The 16918-nt window shown below is 67.7% G+C and carries 16 protein-coding genes; 12 read left to right on the forward strand and 4 right to left on the reverse strand.

Annotated features, from left to right (window positions below; all coding sequences use genetic code 11):
* A partial coding sequence (locus R1101_RS25600; protein WP_037221849.1) for an alpha/beta hydrolase occupies positions 1–252 on the forward strand: 252 nt, incomplete at its 5' end.
* A 4-nt stretch (positions 253–256) separates the two neighbouring features.
* Here the strand turns inward: R1101_RS25600 and ygiD are convergent.
* Both ygiD and R1101_RS0100605 read right to left on the reverse strand, forming a co-directional pair.
* Positions 257–1099: a 4,5-DOPA dioxygenase extradiol gene (gene ygiD / locus R1101_RS0100600; RefSeq protein ID WP_016931549.1), complete on the reverse strand. Its 843-nt coding sequence runs from the start codon at positions 1097–1099 to the stop codon at positions 257–259.
* Positions 1100–1119: 20 nt separating this feature from the next.
* Positions 1120–1959 carry an alpha/beta hydrolase gene (locus R1101_RS0100605; protein ID WP_016931550.1) on the reverse strand — a complete coding sequence of 280 codons (840 nt, stop codon included), beginning with the start codon at positions 1957–1959 and terminating at the stop codon, positions 1120–1122.
* A gap of 251 nt (positions 1960–2210) precedes the next feature.
* On the opposite strand from R1101_RS0100605, the gene R1101_RS0100610 reads away from it, so the two are divergent.
* Together R1101_RS0100610 and R1101_RS0100615 are read left to right on the forward strand one after the other, a co-directional pair.
* Complete coding sequence (locus tag R1101_RS0100610; RefSeq protein ID WP_016931551.1) at positions 2211–2786, forward strand: TetR/AcrR family transcriptional regulator; 576 nt, start codon at positions 2211–2213, stop codon at positions 2784–2786.
* Between the two features lie 123 nt (positions 2787–2909).
* Positions 2910–5033 (forward strand): oxidoreductase, encoded by a 2124-nt coding sequence (locus R1101_RS0100615; protein ID WP_016931552.1) that lies wholly within the window; start codon positions 2910–2912, stop codon positions 5031–5033.
* 95 nt (positions 5034–5128) lie between these two features.
* Here the strand turns inward: R1101_RS0100615 and R1101_RS0100620 are convergent, their stop codons facing one another.
* On the reverse strand, positions 5129–6025 hold the full coding sequence (locus tag R1101_RS0100620) for a LysR family transcriptional regulator (RefSeq protein ID WP_016931553.1): 897 nt from the start codon (positions 6023–6025) through the stop codon (positions 5129–5131).
* A gap of 156 nt (positions 6026–6181) precedes the next feature.
* On the opposite strand from R1101_RS0100620, the gene R1101_RS25605 reads away from it, so the two are divergent.
* From R1101_RS25605 to R1101_RS0100665, 9 genes are all read left to right on the forward strand, one after another.
* On the forward strand, positions 6182–7555 hold the full coding sequence (locus R1101_RS25605) for an NAD(P)/FAD-dependent oxidoreductase (RefSeq protein ID WP_016931554.1): 1374 nt from the start codon (positions 6182–6184) through the stop codon (positions 7553–7555).
* Between the two features lie 247 nt (positions 7556–7802).
* Positions 7803–8234, forward strand: coding sequence for a holo-ACP synthase (gene acpS / locus R1101_RS0100630; RefSeq protein WP_016931555.1), 432 nt, complete (start codon positions 7803–7805; stop codon positions 8232–8234).
* Positions 8231–8473, forward strand: a complete 243-nt coding sequence (locus R1101_RS0100635; RefSeq protein WP_016931556.1) for an acyl carrier protein — start codon at positions 8231–8233, stop codon at positions 8471–8473. The genes acpS and R1101_RS0100635 overlap by 4 nt, the downstream gene beginning before the upstream one ends.
* Positions 8470–9657: an acyl-CoA dehydrogenase family protein gene (locus R1101_RS0100640; RefSeq protein WP_016931557.1), complete on the forward strand. Its 1188-nt coding sequence runs from the start codon at positions 8470–8472 to the stop codon at positions 9655–9657. Before R1101_RS0100635 ends, R1101_RS0100640 begins: the two co-directional genes overlap by 4 nt.
* Positions 9654–10610 (forward strand): amino acid--[acyl-carrier-protein] ligase, encoded by a 957-nt coding sequence (locus R1101_RS0100645; protein ID WP_016931558.1) that lies wholly within the window; start codon positions 9654–9656, stop codon positions 10608–10610. The genes R1101_RS0100640 and R1101_RS0100645 overlap by 4 nt, the downstream gene beginning before the upstream one ends.
* A complete protein-coding gene (locus R1101_RS0100650) occupies positions 10607–11566 on the forward strand; it encodes a DUF1839 family protein (protein ID WP_016931559.1) in 960 nt (319 codons plus the stop codon). The genes R1101_RS0100645 and R1101_RS0100650 overlap by 4 nt, the downstream gene beginning before the upstream one ends.
* A gap of 14 nt (positions 11567–11580) precedes the next feature.
* Positions 11581–14067, forward strand: coding sequence for a glycosyl hydrolase 2 galactose-binding domain-containing protein (locus R1101_RS0100655; RefSeq protein WP_051017428.1), 2487 nt, complete (start codon positions 11581–11583; stop codon positions 14065–14067).
* A gap of 164 nt (positions 14068–14231) precedes the next feature.
* A complete protein-coding gene (locus R1101_RS30555) occupies positions 14232–14396 on the forward strand; it encodes a hypothetical protein (protein WP_016931561.1) in 165 nt (54 codons plus the stop codon).
* Positions 14397–14495: 99 nt separating this feature from the next.
* Positions 14496–15527, forward strand: a complete 1032-nt coding sequence (locus R1101_RS0100665) for an NADP-dependent oxidoreductase (RefSeq protein WP_016931562.1) — start codon at positions 14496–14498, stop codon at positions 15525–15527.
* A gap of 157 nt (positions 15528–15684) precedes the next feature.
* On the opposite strand, the gene R1101_RS0100670 is transcribed toward R1101_RS0100665, so the two are convergent.
* Entirely contained in the window at positions 15685–16896 is a 1212-nt protein-coding gene (locus R1101_RS0100670) for an acetyl-CoA C-acetyltransferase (protein ID WP_016931563.1), read from the reverse strand.
* Positions 16897–16918: the final 22 nt, after the last annotated feature.

Raw genomic sequence — 16918 nt, forward strand, 5'->3', positions numbered from 1 at the left:
GTCGACGCCGATCCCGCGCTGTTCCCCCCGATGTTCATGTGCGCGGCCGAATACGAGCTGACCAGGCCGGACGTGGAGATCATGACCGAGCATCTCGCGTCGGCAGGTCGGTCGGTGGAGACACATCTGTGGCGCGGGCAGATCCACGCGTGGCCGGTCCTGGCCCGCGCGATTCCCGAGGCCATGGAGCTGATCGGGCTCAGTACCCGGTTCGCACGGCGCGTGATCGTGGCAGTGGACGACGCTGCCTGAACGCTCACAGGTTGGTGTCGGATGGCTCCGGGGTCTCGGGTAATCCGGCCCCGTGCCCGTCACCGTCGGCGGACGGGCAGTCCGTTCCGAGGGCGTACGAGGTCATCGACAACGATCCGTATTCGACCCCGTCGACGAGAGTGGCCGGCCGGTCCCCGGCCTCGGCGGTGAGACCCGCGACGTACAGCAGCGGCAGGAAATGGTCCGGGGTGGGCACGGCTTTGCGATAGTCGGCGTGCTCGTGCAGCGCAGCCGCATCTCCGGGACGGTCGTGAAGGACGGTGAGGACGTCCTCGTCGAATCGATGCGCCCAGTCGAATCCCGCCCCCGGTCGCTGCGGATCCAACGCGCCGAGGTTGTGGACGACGTTGCCGCTCGCGACGATCAACACCCCGCGGTCGCGCAATGCGGCGAGGCGAGCGCCGAGATCGACGTGATAGTCGAGCGGTTTGTAGGCATTGAGGCTGAGCTGCACCACCGGGATGTCCGCATTCGGGAAAGCATGGGTGAGCACCGACCAGGTGCCGTGGTCGATGCCCCACGAATCGACGTCGGCGCCCACCCACGTCGGGTGCACGAGATCGGCGATCTCCTCCGCCAGTTCCGGAGCACCCGGAGCCGGATACTCGACGTCGAACAGGTCTTGCGGGAACCCGAAGAAATCGTGGATCGTGCGGGGCGATCGCATCGACGTCACAGCAGTGGCGTTGATGTACCAGTGCGCGGAGATCGCCAGGATCGCGCGGGGAGTCGGAACGGAACGTCCGAATGCCGCCCATGCCTGCGTGTAGCGGTTCGATTCGAGCGCGTTGAGGGGACTGCCGTGGCCGAGGAAGGCGACCGGCATGCGTGTCGGCACGAGTTCTCCTACCGGCCGGCGAGCCGGGCCTTCAACCAAGCCGTCAGGTCGTCGAGCACGCGGTCCTTCTCCGGTTCGTTGAATATTTCGTGGAACAACCCGTCGTACAACTTCAGCGTCAGATCCTTCGAACCGGCACGGTCGGCGATGAGTTGCGCCCCGGCCGGATCGGCGAGGGTGTCCTCGGTGCCGTGCATGACGAGCAACGGCAGGGTCAGGTTCGGAAGCCGCTGCTCGAGGCTCTGCTCGTTGAGCACCAGCACTCGCGCGAGCCCGGCGGGCACGAGACCGTGGTGCACGAGCGGATCGGCGTCGTACGCCGCGACCACGGCGGGATCGCGCGACACCGCCGTGCTGTCGAGCTTCTGCACCGGCACACCGGGCAGAAAACGTCCGATCAGCTTCCCGATCTCCACGACCGGCTTCGGTGTTCCCGACGTGACGATCACGGCCGGTCCGGACAACAGGAGCGCGGTGAGCCTGTCCTGATGGTCGAGCGCGTAGGCGAGCGCGATGGCACCGCCCATGGAGTGCCCGAGCATGAACACCGGCAGTCCGGGATGCTCGTGGAGCGCCAGGTCGATCAGGGTGTCGAGATCCTCGGTGAACTCGCGCATCTCGCGCGCGTGTACACGCTTGCCGCCCGACCGTCCGTGACCGCGGTGGTCGGGCGAGTACACGACCAGGCCGAGGTCGGTGAGCCGTTCGACGACGTGGTCGTAGCGACGGGCGTGCTCGCCCAGTCCGTGGCTGAGGATCAGCACGCCCGCAGGGGCTTCCGGCGACCACACGTCGTACACGATCGGGATCGCCCCACCGCCGGTGAACGACGATTCGGTGTGCTCCATGAGCGCCTCCTGCGGCCTCGTCGACTACTGCTCCTCGCATCCTTGCACGAGGGCCGGCCGAACGGTCCGAGTCCGGTCGGCGACGGGTGCATCCGTAGGTGCGTACGAGGACGGTCATCGTGCTCACGCCGGATGCGACGTGGACCTTCATCGGTGAGCCCAGTTTCTGTGACGGTGAGACAGTCAACACTGTTGACATGTTCTCGTCAACACCGTTGACTGGACTGTCGGAACTACAGGTGAGGACGAGGATGTCTGGCGAAATCGAGCAGGGTGCCCGTACCGGTACCGCCCACAACCGTGCTGCCGTGGAGAAAGCGGCCGAGGAATTGTTCACCGAGCAGGGCTTCGCCGCCACCGGCGTCCGGGATATCGCGCGCCACGCCGGTGTCGATCCCGCGCTGGTCATTCGCTATTTCGGATCCAAGGAAAAGTTGTTCGTGCGGACGATGACGATGTCCGACGCGTTCCTCGAGGTCATCGGGGGGCCACTCGACGGATTGGGCAGGGCGCTGGTCGACTTCGTCGTCCGGCGCACCCGCGCCCGGCAGACCGATGAATCCGGTGCCGTCTACGCCGCACTCGTACGCGCGTCGGACCGCCCCGCCGTCCGCGAGCACCTGCAGGACGCCATCGAACAGATGATCATCACCCCCTTGGCGCCGCGTCTCGACGGTGACGACGCCGAGTTGCGCGCTCATCTGCTGGCGGCACAGCTCGCGGGGTTGATGACCGCCCTGTACGTCGTGGAAAGCCCGTGGCTGCTCGCCGCGCCCATCGACGACATCGTCGACCGCTACGGTGCCGCCCTGCAGGCTCTCGTCTGACCCCGCCGGGATGCGCGCCGAAACACACTTCCGAGGAACGCCCATCGCGTATACACCTGCTGCACAACACATTCTCATGCCATTCGAGAGATCTCTCGGCCATTTCCAGGAGCTGCTTTCCTTATGAACGACACCCGGTCCTATTCCCACCTCCTCTCCGCCGGCACCATCGGCCCGATCACCCTCGACAACCGAGTGGTGCTCGCGGCGATGGACATGAACCTGTGCGAGGACGGTGAGATCCACCAGCCCGACATCGACCACTTCGCCGCGCGCGCCGCCGGTGGTACCGGCATGATCATCACCGGCTGCTGTGCGGTCGCCTATCCGCTCGGCTGCGCCAGTGAGAAGGAGCCCGGCCTGTCCGAGGACCGGTTCATTCCCGGTCTCTCTGCCCTCGCAGACGCCGTCCACGCGGCCGGAAGCAAGCTGTGTGTCCAGATGACCCATCACGGCAGGGTCGCGCGGATCGACACGCTCGAAGACCGCCCGATGCTGGTCCCCTCGCAGCCCCGGCCGCCGAGCGACATGAGCGCCATGATCGACTGCACCCCGGCGGAATTGAAGAAGATGGCCGCCATCCAAGGGGGCAAGACGTCGACCTATCACGAAGCCACCCACGAGGATCTGGCGTGGCTCGTCAGGATGTTCGCCGAGGCGGCCGGCCGGGTGAAGGCGGCAGGCGGTGATGCGGTGGAGATCCACTGTGCTCACAACTATGTGCTCGGCGGGTTCCTCAGCCGCTACTCGAACCAGCGCACCGACGAATACGGCGGCTCGCTCGAGAACCGGGCACGACTCGCCTGTGAGGTCGTGCGCGCCGTCAAGGACGAGGTCGGGGACAGCCTCGCGGTGATCGTCCGTCTGGCCGGGCAGGAGTACGGTGAATCGGACGGCATGGCACCCGACGAGGCAGCTGCCGCAGCGGTATTGCTCGAACAGGCCGGTGCCGACGCCATCCATGTGACGGGTACGGCGCTCAACGCGTTCGCGAACTTCACCGACGGCCCGCTACCGAACAAGGTCGGTTTCTACACCGACAACGCTGCCGTGATCAAGCGCGCGGTGTCGGTCCCGATCATCACCGTCGGCCGTATGCTCCCCGAGGTCGGAGAGAAGATGATCGCCGAAGGACGCACGGACTTCGTCGCGATGGGCCGTCAGCTCCTGGCCGATCCGGAAGTGGTGAACAAGCTCGAAGCCGGTACGCCCGAGCGGATTCGCCCCTGCATCAACTGCTACGTGTGCGTCCAGGAGAATTTCTGGGACGACACCCCGTTGTGCGCTGTCAATCCGGCGCTCGGTAACGAAACCCTGCTGCCGTTCCCGAAGACGGAGACCCGCAAGCATGTCGTGGTCGTCGGATCCGGCCCCGGCGGTCTCGAGTCCGCGCGTATCGCCGCCGAACGCGGGCACCGGGTCACCGTGCTCGAGAAGACCGACCGGCTCGGTGGCACCCTGTGGTTCTCCACGCTGACCACCCCCGACAACGAACGGCTGCTGAACTGGTTGAAGAGTGAGGTCGCCCGCCTCGGCGTCGACGTCCGGCTCGGCACCACCGCCACCGCCGCGACCGTCCGGGCGCTCTCGCCCGACGTCGTCGTCGTCGCGACCGGCGCCGTCCGCGACCGGCCCGACGTCCCGGGCGGCAATCTCCCGCACGTGCACACCGGCGATACCATGCGCGCTCTCATGACCGGATCCGGTGACGTCTCCGGCCAGTCCCCTCTGCTGCGCGTGATGGGGCGGCTCGGGGGTGCGCTGGGGATCACGAAGAGCCCGGACAGGATCCGGTTCCTGAGCACCAAGTTCCTCAAGTTCCTGCCGATGACCCGCAACGTCGTCGTGGTCGGCGGCTCTCTCGTGGGCCTCGAGCTGGCCGAGTTCCTCGCCGAGCGCGGCAGCCGCGTGACCCTTGTCGCCGAGGGCGGTCAGCTCGGTGTGCCCATGGCGATGCCGCGCCGGTGGACGGCGGTCAAACATGCCCGCGACGTCGGCGTCGACATCCACCGCAATGCCGCCCTGAAGCGCATCACCCGCAAGACCGTCGAGTTCGTCGCAGGCGGAGAAACGCATTCGGTGCGGGCATCGATGGTGATCGTTGCCACGGGGGTGTCGGCGGCCGCTCCTCTGGCGGAGGAACTGACCGGCTCGGGCGTCGACGTCCGGGTCGTCGGTGACGCCGGTTCGGTCGACTACATCGAAGGCGCAATGCATTCGGCGTGGCAGGTTGCCACCACGCTGTAGGAGGCGGACGAGTGAGGCGGTCATCGGTGCGCGGAAACGCGCGCACCGATGACCGCCCCACTCTCCGATTCCTCCGGGGCGTGGGGAGGAGCGGGTCACGGCGCGCTGTCGGTGGGCGGCACGATCGACTGCGCGAGCGCCCGCATGAGGAACTCGAGTTCGGGGTTCGGGTTCGCGTTCCTCTGCACCACCCCGCACACCGGCACCTGCAGCCGATGGTGGATCTCGCGCATGAACTTCAGCCCCTTGCGAGGGGTGCCGGCCGCCGTCCCGGCGTAGAGCACGGTCCACGCCCGCGGATTGGTGAGTACCTCGAGCGTCGCCGTGTGGTCGCGGGCGATCGGGGGTCCGAGACGCACGCGGCGCCCGACCTCCACGAAAGCGTCCTCCACGACACGGTGCAACAGCACCTGGTTGCCCCGCGGCGGCAGCAGCAACGGATAGTGGGCGAGATCGCCGAGGTCGACGGTCGAGAACGCCGACAGCGGGTGTTCGCTCGACGTGACGATCACGAGCTCCTCGATGCCGAGGCGCACCGCTTCCAGACCCGGGCGGTCGACGTCGCCGCGGATCAGCGCGAGGTCGGCTTCCCCCGACGCGACCGCATTGACGCGGTCGGTGAAGTCCTTGATGACGAACTCCACGTCGATCTGGGGATGACGTTCCCGGACGCTGGAGATGGCGTCGAGGCTCTGCGACGCGAAGCTCATGTTCGCGGTGATCCGGATGCTCTCCCGCGGCTCGCGGCCGACCTCGAGAGCCTTCGCTTCGAGGCCGAGCACCTCGGCGGCGATCGGCATCAGACGCCGGCCGGCGGGGGTGAGCTCGACCGAACGAGTGGTGCGGTCGAACAGGGTGGCGCCGAGTTCGTGTTCGAGCTTCGCGATCTGATGGCTGATCGCCGACTGCGAGATGAAACAACGCTGGGCGGCACGAGAGAAGCTGCCCTCCTCACCGACGGCGAAGAAGTAGCGCAGCTGACGGAAATCCATGGCTCCTCCCGAGGACAGGCCACCTGTATTTATGAGCAGAACAGATAACAGTTTTTCGAATATCCCAGGTTAGTGGATAACAAGGGTCCTTCGTACCTACGTTGGGAGTCATACATCAACGGAGATGACACCCAGCACGCGGAGGTTTACGACAGCATGGACGGTGCGGACACAGCGACCCGGATCGATCGGACGAACGTGGTCATCGTCGGCTCCGGCTTCGGAGCATTGGCCACCGCCAAGAAGCTCGCCAAGGCCGGCACGCCTTTCGTACTGATCTCGGAGACCACCGAGCACCTGTTCCAGCCGCTGCTCTACCAGGTCGCCACCGGGGTTCTCTCGCCCGGTGAGATCGCTCCTTCCGTGCGTGCGATCCTCGCCGAGTACCCCCAGGCCGACGTCCGCCTGGGCCGGGTCGTCGATGTCCTGCCCGAAGAGAATACGGTCGTCTACGAGGCCGGCGGTCAGCGTCTGCGCCTCGGCTACAAGTACCTCGTCGCCGCGACCGGCGCGCGTCAGGCGTACTTCGGACGCGACGAGTTCGCCGACCTGACGTACGCGCTGAAGACGGTCGAGGATGCGGAGCGGCTTCGCCGTCAGATCGTGCGGTGCTTCGAGGAAGCACACGTCACCACCGATCCGGAACGTCGGAAGAATCTGCTCAGCTTCATCGTCGTGGGCGCCGGCCCGACGGGAGTCGAGCTCGCGGGACAGATCAAGGAGCTGGCGCAGCGCTACTTCGCCGAGTCCATCGGCAACATCCGCTCGGAGGACGTCACCGTCACGCTCGTCGAGGGCGCCGACAAGGTGTTGCCCCCGTTCGGCGGCAAGCTCAGCGAGTACTCCAAGGAATCGCTCGAGAAGAGCGGCGTCGACGTCGTTCTCGGGACGATGGTCACCGACATCGACGAGCACGGTGCCACGCTCACCACGCCCACGACCGAGGAGACCCGCCGGCTCACCGCGGAGACCATCATCTGGTCGGCCGGTATCCAGGCCAACGACTTCGCCGACGTGCTCGCCGAGCGCACCGGCTGCGAGACGGTCCGCGGCGGACGCCTGCTCGTCGACCCGGACTTCACCGTCGGCCGCAGCGACAACATCTTCGCGATCGGCGACATGGTCACTCTCGACAATCTGCCGGCGCAGTCGCCGTTCGCAATGCAGGGTGGCCGCCACGTCGCGAAGATGATCATCGGCAAGGTCGCGATGGGCACCCCGTTCCAGTACAAGGACAAGGGCAGCATGGCGATCATCAACCGATTCCGCGCCATCACGCGGGTCGGGAAGATCGAACTCACCGGCTTCATCGCGTGGGTGTTGTGGCTCGCCGTCCACCTCGTCTACCTGGTCGGCTTCCGCAACCGCTACATCGCGGTCCTGTCGTGGTGCGGTTCCTTCCTCGGACACCGTCGCCCGCACTTCTACTACGCGCAGGGCACCGCACCGGTGCCCACTGCCGAGAACGAAGCGACGGAGACGAAGGACGAGCGGCCGGGCGACAAGGAAGCCGTGCCGGCGTCCGCATAGTTCCCCGATCATCGAAAGGCCCCGACCATCCGGTCGGGGCCTTTCGTCGTCGACGCGCCGAGCCGGGACCGACGCGGCGTGTAGCGGTGGCGAACCCCGGCTCACCGCGCGAACTGCCGGTGCTCGACGGGCACTCCGGGTGAAAGTCGGGGTGATTTCCGGGATTTCCTGCAGTCCAGAGGTGTTCGGATGGTGTATCTCGGCCGGCCTGCGGTTACCGTGTGCAGCGCATCCCGAGGAGTGACCCATGAACGACGATGGCAGCGGCCCCTGCGTCGCGACGACACGCGTCGGCTGCGATGTCGTCACGGTCCGCGACATCGCGTCGAGCATCGACCGCTTCGGCGACCGCTACCTGCAGCGTGTGTTCACCCGCCACGAGCTGGAGGTATGCACCGGTCCGGGTCGCGCACAACGGCTCGCGGCGCGTTTCGCCGCGAAGGAAGCCGTGATGAAGGTCCTGCGTCCCCGCGACCGTGCGGTGCCGTGGCGAGCCATCGAGATCCGCCGCGCGGACTGGGGCGGATGCACCGTCCTACTGGCCGGTAACGCGGCTGCCCTGGCGCGAGATGAACAGGTGACCGACATTCAGGTCTCGATTTCTCACGAGCCCGAATATGCCATCGCGACGGTCGTGGCGACCCGCGTCGAAGAAGCAGAAATTGGAGAACATCCATGACGGAGCAGGTGATCCGCAAGGTCCTCGGTGCGCACGCGAAGCTGTCGGTCGACAGCACGGTGCTCGACTCCACCGCCGACCTCTACGAACTCGGCCTGACGTCGCACGCCAGCGTGAACGTGATGCTCGCCCTCGAGGACGCCTTCGACGTGGAGTTCCCCGACGAACTGCTGCGCAAGAGCACGTTCGCGAGCGTCGGAGCCATCCGGTCGGCGTTGACGGAACTGGGCGTCGCGTGACCTCCGTGTCCGCGCCGCTCACCGTATCGGAGAACACCGAGCTGTCGTTGCTCGCGCGTGCCGAGATCGTCGGACGCGAGAGCGCCGGACCCGCGGCGGCCGAGGTGGATCGGGAGGGACGTTTTCCACACGAGGCCGTCGACGCGCTGCGCGCCTACAAGCTCCTGAACTGCGCTGTCCCCGTCGAACAGGGCGGGGAGGGAGCGTCGCTGGGTGAGCTGTGCGCCGTCGCACGCATCCTCGGCCGGTACTGCGCCTCGACCGCGATGATCTTCGCGATGCACCAGACGCAGATCCTGTCGCTCGTGCGTCACTCCACCCCGGGCGTGGCGGCCTTCGTGGCCGAGGCGGTGGCGAAGGACTACCTGATCGCTTCGGCGACCACCGAACTCGGCACCGGTGGCGACGTGCGCAGCAGCGTCTGTGCCCTCACTCGGGACGGAGAGGCGGTCTCGCTCACCAAGAACGCGCCGGTCATCTCGTACGGCGAGTACGCCGATGCGATCCTGGTGACCGCGCGCCGCACCGCAGACAGCCCGCCGAGCGACCAGGCGCTCGTCGTGTGCCGACGCGACGGGGTGACCCTCGAGCCCACGGGAAGCTGGGACACCCTGGGGTTGCGGGGCACGTGCAGTCCCGGATTCGTCCTCACCGGCACGACGTCCGCCGATCTCGTGGTAGGTGCGTCCTATGCCGAGATCTCGTCGCGCACCATGCTTCCCGTTTCGCACAGTGTGTGGTCGGCGGTGTGGCTCGGCATCGCCGACGCGACGATGGAGAAGGCCCGTTCGTTCGTGCGGTCGGCGGCGCGCCGCAGCCCGGGTGTCACCCCGCCCGGTGCGTTGCGACTCGCCGAAGCGGCCGCCGTGCACCAGCAGTTCGCCGATCTCGTCGCCGCGTCCGCCGCCCGGTTCGACGCCGCGGCGTCGGCACAGGACGAATCGATGTCGGGCATGGGCTTCTCGCTCGCCATGAACAACCTCAAGGTCACCGCGTCCACCCTCGTCGTGGATCTGGTGAACCGCGCGATGCTCGTCTGCGGTATCGCCGGATACCGCGAGGATTCGCAGTACTCGCTCGGCCGTCACCTGCGCGACGCGCACGGTGCCGCCGTGATGGTCAACAACGACCGCATCATGAACAACTCGGCCCAGATGTCGATCGCCTACCGGGGGACTCTGTGACCAGTCCGGCCACGACCAGCACTGCCACCGACGAACTGTCCGAACTCGAGCGCGCCCGCCTCGACTTCCAGCAACAGTTGCTCGAGGCCGAACTGCTCGTGGAGACCGGTGTTCCCGGCCTCTACGGACGTTCGGGTGTCTTCGAGGACATCGTGGACGGCATCGACCGCGTGGTGGTCGCGGCAGGTCCGGGCCGGGCGGCGACGCGATTGCGCTTCCCGCCGGTCTTCCCGAGGACGAGCTTCGAGCGGACCGACTACATCGCCTCGTTCCCGCACCTGACGGGAGCGGTGAACACCTTCGCGGGCAGCAACGCCGAGCACGCCGCACTGCTGGCCGCCCGCTCGCGCGGCGAGGCGTGGGACCCGTGGCTCGAACCCGCCGACACCGTGCTCGTCTCCGCCGCATGCCATCCCGCCTACTCGCGGTACACCGGCATGCTGCGTGAGGGCGGCGAACTGCTCGATGTCCTCGGTTACTGCTTCCGGCACGAACCCGCCGTCGATCCCGCCCGCATGCAGGCCTTCCGCATGCACGAGTTCGTGCGCATCGGTACCGAGAACGATGCTGCGCAGCATCGTGATTCCTGGATTCAGCGAGGACTCGAGGTGCTCGACTCGCTCGGTCTCGACGCGAGCGCCGTGCCCGCCAACGATCCGTTCTTCGGACGGGCCGGACGCATGCTGGCCGTCAACCAGCGCACCGAGAACCTCAAGACCGAACTGACCGTCCGTCTCTACGGCGACCTCGACGAGGGCACCGCCGTGGTCTCCTGCAACTGCCATCGTGAGCACTTCGGCGAGACGTTCGAGATCCGCACGGCCGACGGCGAAGTCGCACACAGCGCGTGCGTCGGATTCGGTATGGAGCGCATCGCCCTGGCGTTGTTGCGGACCCACGGACTCGACGTCGACCGTTGGCCCGTTCCGGTGCGCGACAGGCTGTTCCCGTGAGCGATCGGCTCATCGACGTCCGCGTCGGCGGATACTCACCGCATTTCGTGCACGCCGCCGACCGGATCTGGACCGAGACCAACTGTTACGTCGACCTGTGGGTCGAGGTGCTGCATGCGCTCGGCCACGATCCGGTCCCCGCGGCCGCGTGCGCGTTCTCGGCCCGATTCGACGGCGCCCAGTGGACCTTCCTCAAGTTCCGCCCCGAAGACCTGATGTCGCTCTACGGGATCGACGTCGCGGAGATGAACGTGTGGCGCCGTCCGGTGGACCACCTCGAGGACAATGCCGCCGCCGGCCTGCTGTCCACGGTCGAGGTGGACGCCTACTGGTTGCCCGACACCGAGGGCACCGGATACCGGGAGAGTCGTTCCAAGACCACGATCGTGCCCAACCTCATCGACCGGGATGCCGAGACCCTCGAGTACTTCCACAACAGCGGCTATCACGTCCTCGCCGGTGAGGACTTCCGCGGAGTGTTCGGTCTCGACGAGCCGGTACCCACCTGGCCGCCCTATCTCGAGCAGGTGCGGGTCGAGGCGTCGCAGCCGCAGTGCGATGCGTTCGACACGGTGCTCCTGCGGCACCTGCGTATGCGCGCCGGTTCGAACCCGATGCGCGAACTCGGAACCCGGGTTCTTGCGGACGTCGACCGGATCCGCACCGGCGGGATGGACGTCTTCCATCCGTGGACGTTCGGGGTGCTCCGTCAGTGCGGCGCGACCGCCGAACTCGCCGCCGACGTGAGCCTCTACATGGACGGTCGCGGCTACCCCGGTGCGGCGGCCGCGGCCGACGGATTCCGCGCGGTCGCCGAGGGTGCGAAGAGCGTGCAGTTCCGCATGGCCCGCGCGGCGCGTGGCCGCGATGTCGAACCCGGTGATCAGCTGGTCGCGATGGCTGATGCCTGGGGAGACGCCATGGCGACCGTCGTCCGCGCCGCCGGCGTGCGATGACGGGTCCGGCGCACATGGATCTGCTGCACGACACCCGGTGGCGTTGCCTCGGAGTCGATTCCGGGACGGTGGTCCATCCCGACGAACTCCCACAGGACGGTCGCTGGTTGCCGGTCCGCATACCCGGCACAGCTGCGGGCGCGATCCGGGATGCCGACGGCGCCGCGGCGGCCCGGGCGTCGTCACCCGACAGCAGCGACTGGTGGTTCGTCACCGACGTCGAGGTGTCCGGTCACGGGCCGTGGTACCTGACCTTCGACGGGCTCGCGATCCTCGCGGACGTCTGGGTCGACGGTACGCTCGTCGCCACATCGGAATCGATGTTCGTGCCGTTCACCGTAGTTCTCGACCACCTGTCGTCGACGACGCGGATCGCCATCCGGTGCGCTTCGCTCGACGCCGCACTCCGTGAGCGCAGGCCGCGCGGACGCTGGCGCTCGTCGCTCGTATCGGCCCAGGGACTGCGGTGGTTCCGCACCACGATGCTCGGGCGCGCCCCGGTCTACGGCGGAGCTCCGGCACCGGTCGGTCCGTGGCGTCCCGTGCGTCTCGTCGGCTCCGGCGAACCGATCGTGCTGGAGTGTGCGATACGGACGGCTCTGCACGGATCCGAGGGGCTCGTCGATTTCGACCTCGTCCTGGCCGGCGCCGCCGTCTCCGGGGCGGTCGTCGACATCGAAGGCGCGACGGCGCACGCACGGCCCGACTACGGATCCGACGGTACGGCACACGTGCGGATGCAGGTGACGATCCCCGAGGTGAGGCGGTGGTGGCCGCACACCTGCGGCGACCCGAACCTGTATGCGGCGCACGTTCTTCTGAACGGGCACCGGATCGAACTGGGCCGCATCGGTTTCCGTTCGGTGGAGCAGGTTCCTGGCGACGGCTTCGGACTGCGGATCAATGAGGTCGACGTCTTCTGCCGCGGACTGGTGTGGACACCGACCGACCCCATCGCGCTGAACGACCCGGCCGGCACCCGACGCATCCTCGAACGCTGTGTGTCCGCAGGCGTGGACACGATCCGTATCCCGGGCACCCTGGTCTACGAGGACGACGAATTCTACTCGGCGTGTGCGGAACTGGGCATCATGGTGTGGCAGGACGTCATGCTCGCCACGACAGACCCGCCCGACGACCCGCACGTCCGCTCGCTGCTCGAGGGCGAGGTGCGCGCACTGTCGCGCCGGTGTGCGGGGAATCCGGCTCCCGTCGTGCTGTGCGGGGGGAGTGAGACCCAACAGCAACCGGCCATGCTGGGTCTGACCGGCGTGTCGATCGCGGCACTCGACGACTGGTTGCCCGAGATCGTCGATCGGGAGTGGCCGGGCACGGTGTGGGTGTCCTCGTCGCCGTCCGCGCCCCCGGGCAGCGACACGCTTCCGATCGCGGTCGGTTCGGGTGTGGCGCACTACTTCGGTGTCGGGGGATACCGCCGTCCGATCGGTGACGTACGTGTCGCCGGCGTCCGCTTCGCCGCCGAATGCCTCGCGTTCTCGATTCCGCCGTCCGACACCGCGATCGAAGCCGAGTTCGGCAGCGTGAATGTCGCCGGTCACCATCCGCGGTGGAAGGCGGCTGTGCCACGCGACAACGGCGCCTCCTGGGACTTCGAGGACGTGCGAGACCACTATGTGCGCACGATCTTCGGCGTCGACCCCTCCGAGGTGCGGTGGGCCGATCCCGCCCGGTATCTCGCGCTCGGACGGGCGGCGATCTGCGAGGCCTACACCGAGGTGCTGCAGTACTGGCGACGAGCCGGATCGGGATGTCGCGGCGCCCTGATCCTGTCCGCCCGCGACCTGCAACCGGGTGCCGGATGGGGTGTGCTCGACGCCGACGGGAACCCGAAGGCACCGTGGTGGGTGCTGGCCCGGGTGTTCGCGCCCGTCACCGTGCTTCTCACCGACGACGGCCTCGACGGTCTGCGTGTGGACGCGATCAACGACACCGCCGACGTCCTCGACGTCACGCTGCAGGTGCAGGCCCACACCCCGTCGGGTGCCGTGCCGGTGGACGTGTCGCTGCCGTTGTGTCTCGATCCGCACGAAACCCGGGTGTTCTCGTGGGCCGCGCTGACGGGCGGTTTCACCGATGTCAATTTTGCGTATCGATTCGGGCCGCGCACATTCGAGACTGCCACCGCACGGCTGGTGGATCACGCCGGTGCGGTGTTGTCGGAGGCCGTGCATCTCGTGGGGGGTCCGGCACGGGCCGTCGAGCGTGGAACCGGGCTGGACGCGACCGCTCGACCGGTCCCGGACGGCTGGAGCGTGCAGGTGCGAACCGAGGCCGCCGCGCACTACGTTCGTCTCGATGTCACAGGTGGTGACCTGCAGGATTCGTGGTTCCATCTGCCTCCTGGAGGTTCTCGTGCGATCGCCGTGCGGGCCTGGGATCCGGACTCGACCCTGAGTGGCCGGGTGGGGGCGTTGAACTCGGCCACGAGCGCACCGATCCGTGTACTTCCCGTCTCGGACGGCCACGAGGTCCGCAGGTAGCTCCCGAGGGCCTCCGACGGACCGGTGCGAGATACGCCGAAAGCGACAGGTGCATATCGGGCATGGACGGGGTATATGTATCTCCCAAGGGGTCGCTCACCCGATTTGCACCTTCTGTACGGTGCCGGTGGCCACCTCTCCCCGCCTTCCGAGAGGAGATCGACATGGCGATCCGCTCCACATCGCAGATGGGTGCCTCGCACACCGCTTCGCCCACTCGCCGTCCTGCCCGGGTCGAGCAGGACGGACCGTCCTTCACCGAGGTCATCCACTCGCAGCTGTTCTCGAATTATCAGGTGCCTCGCGGTGAGGTGCAGCGCAGCGCCTGACCCGACACGCCTGGCCCGACACCCCTCCGGCGCGAGATCGTGCCTGCCGGGGTGCCCGCGCGGCGTTCAGGACGCCTCCGCGTGCGGCACACTGTCGGCATGAGTGAAACCACGAGTCAGAGCACCCGCATCGTTCTCGCCTCGCGTCCGGAGGGGGCACCCACCGCCGACAACTTTCGCTTCGAGACGGTGGATTTGCCCGAGGTCGACGACGGTCAGATCCTCCTGCGCGTCGTCTACCTGTCCCTCGACCCGTACATGCGCGGCCGGATGAGCACCGCGAAGTCGTATGCCGCGCACGTCGAACTCGGGGACGTGATGGTCGCCGGAACGGTGGGCCAGGTCGTCGAATCGCGGTACGACGGACTCGAGCCGGGCGACTACGTCCTCGCAGGTGCCGGCTGGCAGTCGCACGCCGTCCTCGACGGTTCCGCGGTACGCAAACTCGATCCGCGGGCCGCACCGATATCCACTGCCGTGGGTGTGCTCGGAATGCCCGGTTTCACAGCCTATTCCGGACTTCTGAAGATCGGGCAGCCGAAGGAGGGCGAGACCGTCGTCGTCGCTGCCGCCACCGGTCCGGTGGGATCTGCCGTGGGGCAGATCGCGAAGCTGAAAGGGGCGCGCGCGGTCGGTATCGCAGGTGGGCAGGAGAAGTGCCGCGCGCTGATCGAGGAGTTCGGTTTCGACGCGGCGATCGACCACCGCGACCCGAACTTCGCCGACAAGCTGGCCGAGGCGGTTCCCGACGGCATCGACGTCTACTTCGAGAATGTGGGCGGACCGGTGCAGGAGGCGGTGTGGCCGTTGCTCAACACCTACGCGCGAATTCCGGTGTGCGGTCTGGTCGCGCAGTACAACGGTGCAGACCTGAACCGCAAGGACCGTCTTCCGGGACTGTTCAACTCGATCCTCACCAAGAGCCTCACGATCCGCGGGTTCATCCAGAGCGAATTCGTCAAGGAGATGTACGGCGATTTCCTGCGTGAGGTCTCGGCGTGGGTCCGAGACGGGAAGCTCGAGTACCGCGAGGACATCGTCGACGGACTCGAGAACGCCCCGGAGGCGTTCATCGGCATGCTCGAAGGGAAGAACTTCGGGAAGATGCTCGTGCGGGTCGCGCCGGAGTGACGGACACCGGACGGTGCTCGCGACGGAGGATCGCGTCGCGAGCACCGTGCCGGGAACGTCGGGCGCTACGGTCGAATACCGTCACTCGCCGTCGGGCGCTACGGTCGAATACCGTCACTCGCCGTCGGGCGCTACGGTCGAATACCGTCACTCGCCGTCAGGCGATGCGCTCGAATACAGCGGCGAGCCCCTGGCCACCGCCGATGCACATCGTCTCGAGTCCGTAGCGACCCTCACGGCGGTCGAGTTCGCGCAGCAGTGTGGCGAGGATGCGTCCGCCGGTCGCGCCCACCGGGTGTCCGAGCGAGATGCCGGAGCCGTTGGGATTCAGGCGCGGGTCGTCGGCCTCGATGCCCCACGAGCGGGTGACCGCCAAGGCCTGTGCGGCGAACGCCTCGTTGAGTTCGATGACGTCCATGTCTGCGAGCGTGAGTCCGAGCCGGCCGAGGGCTTTCTCGGTGGCGGGCACCGGGCCGATACCCATGGTGCGCGGCGGTACACCTGCCACCGCCCAGCTCGCGAGGCGGGCCAGTGGACGCAGACCCAGCGCGGCGGCCTTCTCGGCGGTGGTGACGATCGCGAGAGCGGCACCGTCGTTCTGGCCGCTGGCGTTGCCCGCGGTGACGGTCGACTCGGGATCGACCTTGCCGCGGATCGGGCGCAGCTTGGCGAGGGACTCCATCGAGGTGTCGGCGCGGGGGTGTTCGTCGGTGTCGACGGCCAGTGGATCGCCCTTGCGCTGCGGCACCGTGACGGGCACGATCTCCTGCGCGAACACGCCGTTCTTCTGCGCGGCGACGGCGCGCTGGTGCGACTGCACGGCAAGCGCGTCCTGGTCCTCACGGCTGATGGAGAACTCGGCGCGCAGGTTCTCGGCGGTCTCGATCATGCCGCCGGGCACCGGGAAGTCGCGGCCACCGGCGGTGACGCGAGCGCGGGCGAGGCGATCGGACAGTGCGACGGCTTCGCCCTTGACGCCCCAGCGCATGCCGGTCGCGTAGAACTCGGCCTGGCTCATGGACTCGGCGCCGCCGGCGAGGATCAGGTCGCTGCCGCCGGTCTGGACCTGCATGACGGCCTGCAGGATCGCCTGCAGACCCGAGCCGCAGCGGCGGTCGACCTGCAGGCCCGGAACATCCACGCCGAGACCGGCGTTGAGGGCGGCGACGCGGCCGAGGGCCGGGGCTTCACCGTTGGGGGAGGCCTGGCCGAGGAGGACGTCGTCGATGTCGGAGCCGGTGATGCCGGTGCGGGCGACGAGTTCGCGGATGAGAGTGGCCGCAAGATTCTCGGGGGCGATGTCCTCGAGAACACCGCCGAACCGGCCCACCGGGGTGCGCAGGGGTTCGCAGATCACTACGTCGGTCATGATGTACCTCGATCGGGGTTGT

Origin of the sequence: Rhodococcus sp. R1101, from assembly GCF_000278445.1 — a bacterium.
Lineage (GTDB): Bacteria > Actinomycetota > Actinomycetes > Mycobacteriales > Mycobacteriaceae > Rhodococcus > Rhodococcus gordoniae.